This is a genomic window from Deltaproteobacteria bacterium (assembly GCA_009929795.1).
Taxonomy (GTDB): Bacteria; Desulfobacterota; Desulfovibrionia; order Desulfovibrionales; family Desulfomicrobiaceae; genus RZZR01.
This window is the reverse complement of sequence record RZZR01000073.1, coordinates 1-12,785: the sequence shown is the minus strand read 5'-3', so window position 1 is coordinate 12,785 and position 12,785 is coordinate 1. Positions and strand designations below refer to the sequence as shown.

The window sequence follows — 12,785 nt, the reverse complement described above, 5'->3', positions numbered from 1 at the left end:
ATGGGGATGTCCTTTTTGGCCCCCAGGGATTTTGATTCACGAATGGCCTGGGTGGCCTCGACGCCGTCCATGATCGGCATCTGGATGTCCATGAGGATCAGGTCAAAATCCTGTCCGGCCAGCAGATCCAAGGCCTGTTGGCCGTTTTCGGCCAGGGTCACCATGTGCCCGGCCTGTTCCAGGAGAAGGCGGGTCGGCAGGGAGTTGGAAACTTCGTCCTCGGCCAGAAGGATACGCAGACCGGGGGGCCCGACGTTTTCCGGTTCCTCGTTGGCCGGAGTCTCTCCTTTGGGTCCGACGATCTGGAAGGGCAGCGTAACGTAGACACTGGTGCCATGCTCCGGCTCGCTCTCAATGGAGATGTGACCGCCCATCAGATTGGCCAGACGGTGGACGATGGCCAGCCCCAGGCCGGCGCCCTGGTATTTTCTGGTGAAACTCCCGTCGACCTGCCGGAAGGGTTCGAAGATGTCCTTCAGGCGATTCTCCGGGATGCCGATACCCGTGTCGTTGACCGTGAACAGGATTCGAACTTGGCCGTCGTCTTTTCTGGAGAGAAGGGTCATTTCGAGTTCCACCCGACCCTGCTCGGTGTATTTCAGGGCATTGCCGACCAGGTTGAAGAGAACCTGTCGGACCCGGGCCTCGTCCCCAATTAGCCGGGGCGGAATGTTCGGATCCATGGAGCAGTCGATGGCCAGCCCCTTTCCCCGGGCCGTAAAGCCGAACAGACCGAGAACGGAATCGCGGATTTCGTCCAGGCCGAACTCCTCGGAGCGGATCTCCATCCTTCCGGCTTCGACCCGGGAGAGGTCCAAAATGTCCGTGAGCAACCGGGTCAGTCGATCGGCTGACTGGATGGTCAGTTCGACGAATTCCTGCTGATCAGGGGTCATCCGCGTGGTTTGCATGAGCTGCATCATGCCCAGGATGCCGTTGATGGGGGTCCGGATCTCGTGGCTCATGTTGGCCAGGAATTCACTCTTGGACCGGTTGGCGGCCTCGGCCTGATCCTTGGCCAGGCGGAGGGATTCAACGGCCTCGGCTAGGCGCTGGACCGTGCTGGACAAATTCTCTCTGGATAGTTCCAGTTCCGAGACGTCCTGGGCAAAGGCCAGTTCCAGCTCGCGCCCGTTGTGCTCGATGTAGTTGGAGGTCACCTGGACTGGAATGAGACGGCCGTCCCGGGTTCTATGTCTGGTCAGAAAGGACAGGATGGAGCTGGATCTGAGGTTTCGCCATTGCTCCGGCCGCATTTTTTGGTCGTGCTCGGGGTCCAGATCCCAGACGCCCATAGTCAGGAGTTCCCGCTTTGAATAGCCCAGGGTGGTACAGGCCGTTTCATTGACATAAATGAGGCGGCCGTCGGGGTCGATCCAGAAGATGGACAGGGCGGCCTTGTCCACGCAGGCCCGGGTCAAGACGAGTTCCTCGGTGTATCTTAGCCGCTCGGTGATGTCCCGGCAGACGCAGAAGATGTATTTCTGGCCAGAAAAAATCGCGGCGTTGGTGGTGATCTCGACGTCGTAGAGGCTGCCGTCCTTGCGGCGGTGCCGGGTTTCGAAACTGTCGCCGGTATGGTCCACTTCGTGGAGCATTCGCAGCAGTTCTCTCCTGGAGGCCAGGGCGTCCCAGTCCCAGACGTGGAGATTCAGGACTTCCTCCACGGAATGGCCGATCATGGCCGCGAACCGGGCGTTGGTCTCGTGGACGCTTCCATCTTCCTTGACGATGACGATGCCGTCCCGGGATTGATCGACCAGGACGTGTCGCAGGAAGTCGGCCGGGTTTTCCGGGGAATGGCCGTTGAGGATGCTTTCCGACGTTGGTTTTTGGACGCCGGTAAAGCCTTGTTTGGTCGATTCGGGGGGGCGTTGACTGGTCATGGGGTGCTCCTCGTGTCGTTTCCAGGTACGCAAAGGCCTGAACCGGGCCACGGCATGTCGGGTCCGGCGAGGATTCTTTTCAAATTTTTTCTATGACAAGAAATCCCCGATGTCCATTGAGTCGACGGGGCGGGAGAGCTACAAAGGCAGGCAAGGAGGGCATTGACCCCGGCCGGAGGGCGTCATCGCCCCCGGCGGGGGTAGTGGCTTAAAAGCCTGAGGAGTTCTTCGATCATGACCGGCTTGGACACGTAGTCGTCCATGCCGATTTTCAGAAACTTGTCTCTGTCGCCCTTCATGGCGTAGGCGGTCAGAGCGATGATGGGGATGTCTTTCTTGGCCCCGAGGGCCTCGGACTCCCGAATGGCCCGGGTGGCCTCAACACCGTTCATGACGGGCATCTGAATGTCCATGAGGACGAGGTCGAAGTCGTCCGCCCCGACCATTTCCACGGCCTGCCGGCCATTGTTCGCCACGGCCACTGTATGCCCGGTGTTCTTCAGGAGTCTGGCCAGGGGTTCACGATTGGATGGTTCGTCCTCGGTCAGGAGAATGCGCAAGGCCTGGACCGGTGCTGGTTTGGCCCGGGCCGGGTCCGGAGTTCGGCGATGAACCGTTGTAAACGGCAAGGCCACATAGACCGTCGTGCCCAGGCCGGGAACGCTCTCCAAGGCCATATTGCCGCCCATCAGTCCGACCAGTCGGCGGACGATGGCCAGGCCCAGTCCGGCCCCCTGATACCGGCGGGTGTAGCTGCCGTCGACCTGATGGAAAGGCTCGAAGATGTCGGCTAGGTGATCTTCGGGGATGCCGATGCCGGTGTCGGTCACGGTGAGGAGGATCCGTTCCTGTCCCTCACGGGCGGGAGTCAGACGATCGATGCCCACGGCCACCGTCCCCTGCGGGGTGTACTTCACGGCGTTGCCGACCAGGTTGAAGAGAATCTGACGGAGCCGGGCCTCGTCGCCGACAAGGGTCCGGGGCAGGGAGGGGTCGAGGGCGCAGTCGAGCAGCAGATTCTTGGTCCGGGCCGTGAGTTCGAAGATCTCGAACACGGCTCGGTTCAGTTCAAGAAGGTCGAAGGGTTCGTCACGGATCTCCAGACGGCCGGCCTCGATTCTTGAAATGTCCAGAATGTCGCTCAGGAGCTGGGAGAGCCGGTCCGAGGACTGGATGGCCAGGTCGACGAAGTGGCATTGGTCGTCGTTCAGACAGGTGTTTTTTAAGACATTCATGGTTCCGAGGATGCCATTCAGGGGCGTGCGGAGCTCGTGGCTCATGTTGGCCAAAAATTCGTTTTTGGCCTTGCCGGCCGCTTCGGCCGCCTGGAGGCTCTCCTGGAGGCGGAGCTTAATCTGTCTGTGGTGGGTGACGTCGTTAAGGACAACGTAGAAGCCGACGACTTGGCCATGGCCGTTCAAGTCCGGGACCAATGTTCCCTCGAAGAATGATTCCCGACCGTCCGACAAGGAAAACACGTCCGAAAAGCAGGTCAAGCGGCCGGAAAGGACTGCGTCGAGGCTGTCCTTGATTTTTAAATGGGTCTGCGGACCGACGAGGTCGGCCATGGTCCGGCCGAGGATGTTCACCGGCTCGATATTGAAAAAGCGTTCAAAGGCCGGGTTGACGAAGTGAAAGACCATATCCCGGTCGAGATAGCACACGAGCTGCGGCAGGATGTTTACGATTTTGCGGAATTTGTCCTCGCTTTGTGAGAGGGCGTCCAGGGCCAGCTTCTGAGCCGTAATGTCGATGTAGGTTCCGACCATTCTGGTGGTCCGCCCCCGGCTGTCCTTTGCTACAGCCTGCCCCCGGCAGAGACCCCAGAGCCATCCCCCGGTCTTGACCTGCATGCGCAGTTCGACGCTGAAGGATTGGCAACGCCCTTCGGAGCAGTCCTTGAACGCACCCAAAATGGTGGACCAGTCCTTGGGATGGATGAACTCGATCAGCGAAGAGGCATTGGGCGGTATTTCTTCAGGCTCGTAGCCGAGAATGGCCGCATAGTTTGGACTCAGATAGATCTCGTCGGTTTCGACATTCCAGTCCCACAATCCGTCCCTGGTGGCCTCCATGGCCAGAAAGAACCGTTCCTCGCTTTTGCGAAGGGCCTCTTCGGAGGCCTTGCGGGCGGTGATGTCGCTGGAAAAGCCCTGATAGTGTGTGATGTTCCCGTTTTCGTCCCGGACGGCCCGGGTCGTTCCGGAGACCCAGACAATGGAGCCGTCGCGTTTGAGCATTCGGCATTCGTGTTCGATCACTTCCCCTTTGGTCTCCAGGAGTTTTTTGACTTTTTCCCGGTCGGCCGGGTCCGCGTAGAGCTGGTTGGCTATGTCTTTGACCTGGGCGATGAGTTCCTCGGGGGAATCGTAGCCGTGCATTCGGGCGTTGGCCACGTTGGAGGTCAGAAAGCGTCCGTCGGGCGTGGACGTGAAGATGCCGATGGGGGCCGAGGCAAAAAGTTCTTGCAGGTCGAGGAGGTTAGGGCACTTGGCGGCCGGCTTCTGAATCACGACAGTCTCCGGATTGAAATTTTTCAGGACTCTTTGAATGAACACCAAGTCGATCACTGAACGTCTGTCAAGTGGAACCGAACAATTTTCGACATCCAGATCGAGACAACGATTTCGAAACGGGCGGAATTCAACGTGACAGCTGTAGATAAAGGCCCTGTCAGGCCATTTCCCAGCTCTTGCCCGGACTTCGATTCCCGGGCATAATTTTCCTATGCGTCTTGATGAGCGGGCCGGGTACCTTTGCTTTCTGGTCTCAACCCGACAGGAGCATATAGCAGAGGAGGCGAAAATGATTCGAGCGACGGCCTTTTTTCTCGGACTGGCGATTATAGGCCTTGTGTCCGTCCATTTGGCCGCGGCTGAGGGCGAAGAGGAGATTCTGGCCCTGACAAAATCAAAATGCGTGCTCTGCCACAGCATGCGGCTGACCTGCCGCAAACTGGGAACAAAGGATGTGGACGGCTGGCAGATGACCGTGGAGGCCATGGTCGAACATGGCATGACCCTCAAGGAAGGCCAGTCCGAGGCCATGGCCCGGTTCCTGGCCACAATATCCAAGAACGATGAGCGTTTGTGCCCCTAGGCTCGAAGGAGAGCGCGTGAGCAGGAAATGGTTGAAGATCGGCGGTCCCCTGGCCGGATGCCTGGGCCTTGTGGTTCTGATCCTGGTCCAGGTCGGGCTTTTTGATGGGGTCAAGATCGGGCCCCGCGAGACATCCGTTCCCGCTGCGGGGAGCATGTTCCACCAGACCTCGGAAGCCCGGCTGGTGGAAGTTCCCGAGGCCATCCAAGCTGTGGGCACGGTCCGTTCCCGAACCCAGACCCAGTTGGCCTCTCAGGTTACGGCCCGGATCGAGTCCATGTCCGTGCGGGCCGGGGATCGGGTGGCCAGGGGGCAGATCCTGGTTCGACTGGACGATCAAGCCCTGCGTTCCCGCCTGGACCAGGCCCGCAAGACCCTTGAGGCGTCCCGGTCCAGGGCGGCCCAGTCCACCCAGGCCATCGCCGCTGCCCAGGCTGGATTCGACACGGCCAAATCCCGCTATGAACGTATGCGGCAGATGCTCGAAAGCGGGGCCGTGTCTGTCCAGGATATGGAGCAGGCCGAGGCCGCCTATCTCCAGGCCAAGGCCGGGCTCCAGCAGGCCAAAGACGGCCAGAGCGGAGCCAGGTCCGACGCAGCCGGAGCCGAGGAGATGCTCGAAGAGGCCCGCATCACCCTGGAGTACGCGGTCATTCGGGCCCCGGAGGCCGGGGAGGTGGTCAAGCGGTTAGCCGAACCCGGAGACATGGCCTGGGCCGGTCGACCATTGCTCGAACTCCACGCAGGCCAGTCTCTGCAGTTGGAGGCCCTGGTCCAGGAAAGTCTCGTGACCCGGGTGGGCCTGGGGCAGGAACTCTTGGTGCGCATCGACGCCCTGGACCGGGATTTGTCCGGTCGGATCGAGGAGATCGTCCCGTCGGCCGACCCGGCCAGCCGGACATTCGTGGTCAAGGCCGCCCTCGAGTCCGGAAGCGGGGTCCTGCCGGGTATGTTTGGTCGTCTATTCATCCCGTTGGGGCAGAAGACCGCACTGGTAGCGCCCGAGGCCTCGGTGGTCCGGGTCGGTCAACTCGAGGCGGTCTGGGTCCGCACGGACGATGCCTGGAGCCGGGTTCAGGTGACCACGGGCCGACTTTTGCCCGAAGGCCGGGAGGTACTCTCCGGTCTGGAACCCGGCGACGTGGTCGGCATTCCGGAGGCCTGAGGTGACTGGCGACAAAGAAACCGGAGCGTTCTCTGCCCTGGTGGAGACCTTTCTGCAGGCCAGGTACTCGGTTATCCTGGCCGCGGTCAGTCTCTGTCTGGGGGCCTGGGCGGTTGTCATGACCCCCCGCGAGGAGGAGCCCCAGATTGTGGTGCCCATGGCCGACGTGGCCGTCAGCTTTCCGGGGGCCGGGAGCAGAGAGGTCGAGGCCCTGGTGTCCGTGCCTCTGGAGCGCCTTTTGTGGCAGATCGATGGGGTGGAATACGTCTATTCTCAGTCCCGTCGGGACGGGGCCGTGGTCACTGTCCGCTTCCATGTCGGAGAGGACCGGGAGCGGTCCCTGGTCAAGCTCCACAACCAGATCGCCCGCCACGAGGACCAAGCCCCTCCCGGGGTGACAGGGTGGGTGGTCCGCCCGGTGGAGATCGACGACGTGCCCATGGTCACGGTGACCCTGTTTTCCGATGACCTGGACGATTACGCTTTGCGGCGGGTGGGCGAGGAGGTCATGGCCCGCTTGGCCGAGACCGAGGATACCTCCGGTATCTCCCTGGTCGGGGGCCGCAGCCGGGAGGTCCGGGTCGAGCTGGATCCGAGTCGGATGGCTGGGCTGGGCCTGGATCCCCTCGGGATTCAGCGGGCCTTGGCTGCGGCCGACGCCTCGGGTACGGCAGGAAGCTTCTCGGCCCTGAATCGGGAGACGGTCGTGGGCAGCCAGTCCTTTCTGGCTTCGGCCGAGCAGGTCCGCGCCCTGGTGGTCGGGGTCCACGATGGGCGGCCCGTGTATCTGCGGGACGTGGCCAGGGTGATGGACGGACCCGAAGAACCCGGTGTCTACAGCCGGATCGGGTTTTCGGCCCGGGCGGTCCGATCCGGAGAGGGTCCGGAGGGATCCATGCCCGCCGTGACCCTGGCCGTGGCCAAGAAAAAGGGCACCAATGCGGTGGACGTGGCCCGGGACATCCGGGAACGCATGGCCGGATTGTCCGAAACCGTGCTTCCGGCCGGCGTGTCCTATACCGTCACAAGGGATTTCGGCCAAACGGCCGACGACAAGGTCCACAATCTGTTGATCAATTTGACCTTCGCCGTGCTGACCGTGGTCGTGCTCTTGGCCTTCACCCTGGGCTGGCGGGAGGCGGTCGTGGTAGCCCTGGCCGTTCCGGTCAGCTTCTCCTTGGCCCTGTTCGTCAACTATCTCCTGGGATACACGATCAATCGGGTGACCCTTTTCGCCCTGATCCTGTCCCTGGGGCTGGTGGTGGACGACCCCATCACCAACGTGGACAACATCCAGCGCCATATCCGAGCCGGGGTCCTGCCGCCGCGCAAGGCCACGGTGGCGGCCGTGAGCGAGGTCTTGCCGCCGGTGGTCATGTCCACCCTGGCCATCATCGTCAGCTTCGCGCCGCTTTTCTTCATCACCGGGATGATGGGCCCCTACATGGCCCCCATGGCCGCCAACGTGCCCCTGACCGTGACTTTTTCGACCCTTTGCGCCGTGACCATCGTGCCCTGGATGGCCTGTTCCCTGCTTCGCTCCACGTCGGGCCGGGGCCAAACACGCCCCGAAAACGCGGTCTCCCCGACCGTTCTGCGAATCTATCGAAGCATTCTGGATCCATTCCTCGGCTCGGCAGGACGTCGTCTGGCTCTGTTCTCAGGGATCGGCCTTCTTCTGGGCGGTTGTTTGCTCCTGGCAGGGCTTCGTCTGGTGCCATTTAAGATGCTCCCCTTCGACAACAAGAACGAATTCCAGCTCGTTCTCGATATGCCCGAAGGAACTCCTCTGGAGGCCACCAACCGGGCCGTAACCCGGTTCGAGGCCTTTCTGGCCACGGTGCCCGAGGTGACAGAATTCGTCAGTTATGTGGGAAGGCCTTCGCCCATGGATTTCAACGGTCTGGTCCGGCACTATTTCTTACGCGAAGGTCCGCATCTGGCCGACATTCGGGTCAACCTGGTCCACCGGGACCGGCGCGAGGCCCAGAGTCACGACATCGTCCTGCGGCTTCGGCCGGGCCTGGAAGCCCTGGCCCGGGAGACCGGGGTGGATCTGAAGATCGTGGAGTCGCCCCCGGGGCCGCCGGTGTTGTCCACCCTGGTGACTGAAGTCTACGGAGAACCGGAAACATCGTACGAAGACATGGTGACGGCGGCCAAGAAACTAGCGGCGGTCATGGTCGACGAGCCCGGGGTGGTGGACGTCGATGTAAGCTCCGAGGCCGAACGGGACCGTCTCGATTTTGTCCTGGACAAGGAAAAGGCCGCCCTGCACGGGGTCAGCGCCCAGGACGTCGTCGCGGTCCTGCGCACGGCCTTGTCGGGATCGACCCCGGCCCTGGTCCATCTTCCCCACGAACGCCAGCCCCTGTTGGTCCGCCTGACCCTGCCCCGGGCCTTGCGGTCCGGCCCGACGGATCTGGCCCAGATTCGCCTGGCCTCGACCGGAGGGCACCTCGTGCCTCTGGGAGAGTTGGGGATTTTCCGGATCTTGGCCGAGGATCAGCCTGTCATGCGCAAGAATCTTCGGCCGGTGGTCTATGTCACGGCCGAAACGGCCGGGATTGCCCCCGGCGAGGCCGTTCTCGATCTCCAGTCCCGTTTGAGGGGGGTGGATCTCGGCCCGGGCATCGAGGTGGACTGGGCCGGGGAGGGGGAGTGGAAGATCACCCTGGACGTCTTCCGGGATCTGGGTCTGGCCAACGCCGCGGCCCTTTTGGGCATCTATCTCCTGCTCGTCCTTCAAACCGGGTCCGTTGGCCTGCCAATGCTCATCATGCTGGCCGTGCCCCTGACCCTGCTGGGCATTATGCCCGGGTTCTGGCTTTTGAACCTGCTCTTCAGCCGTCCGGTGGGCGAGCTGGCCAATCCGATCTTTTTCACGGCCACGAGCATGATCGGCATGATCGCCCTGGGTGGCATCGTCATCCGCAATTCGCTCGTTTTGGTGGAGTTCATCCAGGCGGCCCTGAAACGTGGCGAACGACTTCGCGAGGCAGTCATCCAGAGCGGAGCCATCAGGCTGAGGCCCATTGTGCTTACGGCCCTGACCACGGCCCTGGGAGCCTGGCCCATAACCCTGGACCCCATCTTTTCCGGTCTGGCCTGGGCACTCATCTTCGGCCTGACGGCCTCCACGGCCTTCACCCTGGTGGTCGTGCCCACGGTCTATTACGTGATTCTTAGGCGGCGGATCGAGCCCGAGCCCAAAACGATTTTGAGGACGCATTGTCATGAAGTTGACTTGTGACCGGCTTTGGTGTCTTTTCGCATCCCTTTGACGAACTTCAACATTCAGGTGACGCACATGAATTTTCCATCATTGAAAATCGGGGATCTTGTGGCCAATCTGCCCATTGTCCAGGGAGGCATGGGTGTTGGCATTTCCCTGTCCCGGCTGGCATCGGCCGTGGCCAACGAAGGCGGCATCGGGGTCATTGCCGGGGCCATGATCGGCATGAATGAGCCTGACATTGCCAAGAATCCCCTGGAGGCCAATCTTAGGGCCTTGCGGCGAGAGATCCAGAAGGCCAGAGAGATGACCCAGGGCATTCTGGGGGTGAATCTCATGGTCGCCCTGACCAATTTCAAAGACATGGTCAAGACCTCCTTGAACGAAGGCATCGACATCATTTTTTCCGGGGCCGGCCTGCCCCTCGATCTGCCCAAGTACCGGGAAGAGGGCATGAAAACGAAGTTGGCTCCCATCGTGTCTTCGGCCCGGGCCGCGTCCATCATCTGCCGCAAGTGGATGTCGAGATTCGGCATCGTGCCTGACGCCCTGGTGGTGGAAGGCCCCAAGGCCGGTGGTCATCTGGGATTCAAGCCAGAGGAGATCGACGACCCGAATTTCACCCTGGAGCGTCTGGTGCCCGAGGTGGTCGAGGCCGTGAAGCCCTTTGCCGAAAAGGCCGGGCGTGAGATTCCGGTCATTGCTGCCGGCGGGGTTTTCACCGGAAGCGACATCTGCGAGATGCTCAAGCTCGGGGCTTCCGGGGTTCAGATGGGGACCAGGTTTGTGGCCACGCACGAATGCGACGCCGACCAGGCCTTCAAGCAGGCTTATGTCGACTCCAAGGAAGAGGATCTGGTGGTCATCAAGAGCCCGGTGGGCATGCCCGGCCGGGCCATTGACAACGCCTTTCTGGAGGGCGTCCGCCAAGGGGGCAAGGAGCCCATGGCCTGCCCGTTCCACTGTCTCGCCTCGTGCGACCCGGAAAAAAGCCCGTATTGCATCGCCTCGGCCCTCTTGAACGCCAAGAAGGGCAACTTAAACAAGGGATTCGCCTTTGCCGGACAGAATGCCTTCAGGATCACCTCGATCACTTCGGTTCACGAACTCATCGAGACCTTGAAGGAGGAGTTCGGCCGGGCCTGCGCCGGATGGAAGCCCGTTTTGGCTTGATCAAACAATCGCTACGGCACGGCAATAAAGAATGGTTTGCGAAAAAGATGCCGTGATCAGGGACGTCAAGAAATATATCGTCGCTCTTCGTGAAAACGGCATACCTGTGGAAAGAGCGGTCCTCTTCGGGTCTTGGGCCAAAGGCATGGCCCGAGAAGAGAGCGACGTCGATGTCGCTTTGATTTCATCTTTTTTCACAGGAGATCGTTTTTTGGATAGACGCAAGATCGTGCCTCTTCGCAGGCATATAAACAACAATATCGAGCCCATGCCGTTCTGCCCAGAAGACTTTGCCTCAGGCGGCAATCTTGTGGACGAAATCAAGCGGTATGGAGAGGATATAATCTGATTGATTGGGGATCGACCAGTTTTTGTGGTGTCATACTCGGGCCGCGAGTTCGGCCATGCATTCCCCCAGACGGGCGATGCCCTGGTCGATGATCTGTTCCGGGGCGTTGGAGAAGTTGAGCCTCAGGGTGCTGGTTCCTGAACCGTCCGTGTAAAAGGGCATGCCTGGAACAAAGGCCACCTTGCGGGCGATGGCCAGATCGAAGAGGTCCATGCACGAACCGGTTTTTGGCGGCAGGGTGACCCAGAGGAACATGCCGCCCTCGGGCCGGGTGAAACGGACGCCTTCGGGGGCCTTCCGCTCCAAGGCGGTGACCATGGCCCGGGCCTGGGATCCGTAGCGTTCGGTGATGCGGGCGATATGCCCGTCCAGGTCGTTGTTTCGAAGATATGTTTCGATGACGAACTGGTTGAAGGTCGAGGAGTGGAGGTCGGCGGCCTGTTTGGCCGTGACAGCCATGCGGATGATGTCCGGCGGAGCCACCATCCAGCCCAGGCGGAACCCTGGAACGGTGATTTTTGAGAACGAGCCCAGCAGAATGCCGTGGCCCCCGGTCAGGCTGAAGACCGGTTCCATGTGCTCGCCGGCAAAGCGAAGTTCTCCGTAGGGGTCGTCCTCGACAAACAGGGTTTCGGGAAATTTGAGAAGAAGGTCGGCTAGGCTCTTTCGTTTTCGGGCCGAATAGGTCAGTCCCGACGGGTTCTGGAAGTTTGGCACGGCGTAGAAAAGTTTCGGCTTTTCCATGGCCAGAATTTCTTCCAGTCCCGCGAGGTCGGGTCCGTCGTCATCCAGGTTCACGGTCACAAACCGGGGCTCGAACATCCCAAATGCCTGGATGGTCCCTAGATAGCTCGGCCGTTCCAGGACAACGGTGTCCCCGGGTTCGATGAAGATCTTGGCCACCAGGTCCAGAGCCTGCTGGGAGCCGGTGGTGATGAGGATCTGGTCCGGGTTGACGGTCAATCCCCGGCGAGCGTAGCGGCGGGCGATCCAGGCCCGGAGTTCCAGATGGCCCTCGGTGTTGGCGTACTGCAGGGCTCGTGGCCCGTGGTTCTCGAGGACCTGGCAAGCTGCCTCCTGGAGTTCGGCCACAGGGAACAGCCCGGGATTGGGCAATCCTCCGGCAAAGGAAATAATGGATGGGTCCTGGGTCACTTTCAGAATTTCCCGGATGAACGACCGGGGCGTGTTCTGGATGCGACGGGTGTATCGAAAGCTCATGATCGGCTCCAAGATGTTTGTTTACGGGGAACGGAATCTGGCACGGAGCAGGGGCGGGGGTCAATGGTTTGAAGTTGAAGTGAATGACGGGCTGAGAATTATAATTTGAATATCACTCCTCCTTTCATCCGCCGCCGCATCGAGCATCGACCCAATCTGGTCAAAATCGTCGACAACATCGGATGGTTGTTTTTCGACAAGATTCTGCGCATGGGCGTTGGACTCTTTGTCGGCGTTTGGGTAGCGCGCTATCTCGGCCCTGACCAATTCGGGCTGCTGAACTTTGCACTGGCGTTCACCGGTCTTTTCGGTGCCATCGCCGCACTCGGTCTGCAAGGCATCGTGGTCCGGGATATCGTGCGCGATCCCGAGAGTGCGCCCGTCACCCTTGGTACCGCGGCCATCTTGCAATTAGTCGGAGGTTTGGTCGCCTACCTGCTGGTCCTCGTCATCATCGCCTATCTGCGTCCAGACGACGCCCTGTCGCGGAGCATCGTGGCCATCCTCGGCTCGATGCTGCTGCTCAAGGCCAGCGAAATCGCAGTATTTTGGTTTGAATCGCAGGTGCAGTCGAAATATACTGTCTGGGTGCAGAATGGTGCGTTTCTGGTCTTTGAGTGCCGCGATGAGGAAGGTGGCAAGCGACAAAGCGCCTTA

8 protein-coding genes are annotated in these 12,785 nt (G+C 60.9%); 5 read left to right on the top strand and 3 right to left on the bottom strand.

Annotated elements, in window-relative coordinates:
- Together EOM25_09035 and EOM25_09030 are read right to left on the bottom strand one after the other, a co-directional pair.
- Nucleotides 1–1,886 (bottom strand): PAS domain S-box protein (locus tag EOM25_09035; GenBank protein ID NCC25326.1); only part of this gene is annotated, 1,886 nt, incomplete at its 3' end.
- A 182-nt stretch (nt 1,887–2,068) separates the two neighbouring features.
- Nucleotides 2,069–4,933 carry a PAS domain S-box protein gene (locus EOM25_09030; protein ID NCC25325.1) on the bottom strand — a complete coding sequence of 955 codons (2,865 nt, stop codon included), beginning with the start codon at nt 4,931–4,933 and terminating at the stop codon, nt 2,069–2,071.
- A gap of 32 nt (nt 4,934–4,965) precedes the next feature.
- Here EOM25_09030 and EOM25_09025 point away from each other — a divergent pair, with 32 nt between their 5' ends.
- The 4 genes from EOM25_09025 to EOM25_09010 are packed head-to-tail and all read left to right on the top strand — an operon-like array spanning nt 4,966 to nt 10,907.
- Complete coding sequence (locus tag EOM25_09025) at nt 4,966–6,150, top strand: efflux RND transporter periplasmic adaptor subunit (protein ID NCC25324.1); 1,185 nt, start codon at nt 4,966–4,968, stop codon at nt 6,148–6,150.
- A 1-nt stretch (nt 6,151) separates the two neighbouring features.
- Nucleotides 6,152–9,403 (top strand): efflux RND transporter permease subunit, encoded by a 3,252-nt coding sequence (locus EOM25_09020; GenBank protein NCC25323.1) that lies wholly within the window; start codon nt 6,152–6,154, stop codon nt 9,401–9,403.
- A 57-nt stretch (nt 9,404–9,460) separates the two neighbouring features.
- Nucleotides 9,461–10,558 carry a nitronate monooxygenase gene (locus EOM25_09015; GenBank protein ID NCC25322.1) on the top strand — a complete coding sequence of 366 codons (1,098 nt, stop codon included), beginning with the start codon at nt 9,461–9,463 and terminating at the stop codon, nt 10,556–10,558.
- A gap of 31 nt (nt 10,559–10,589) precedes the next feature.
- On the top strand, nt 10,590–10,907 hold the full coding sequence (locus EOM25_09010; protein ID NCC25321.1) for a nucleotidyltransferase domain-containing protein: 318 nt from the start codon (nt 10,590–10,592) through the stop codon (nt 10,905–10,907).
- A gap of 30 nt (nt 10,908–10,937) precedes the next feature.
- Here the strand turns inward: EOM25_09010 and EOM25_09005 are convergent, their stop codons facing one another.
- On the bottom strand, nt 10,938–12,128 hold the full coding sequence (locus tag EOM25_09005; GenBank protein ID NCC25320.1) for a PLP-dependent aminotransferase family protein: 1,191 nt from the start codon (nt 12,126–12,128) through the stop codon (nt 10,938–10,940).
- Between the two features lie 105 nt (nt 12,129–12,233).
- Here EOM25_09005 and EOM25_09000 point away from each other — a divergent pair.
- Nucleotides 12,234–12,785: flippase (locus EOM25_09000; protein NCC25319.1), on the top strand; the 552-nt coding region annotated here is incomplete at its 3' end.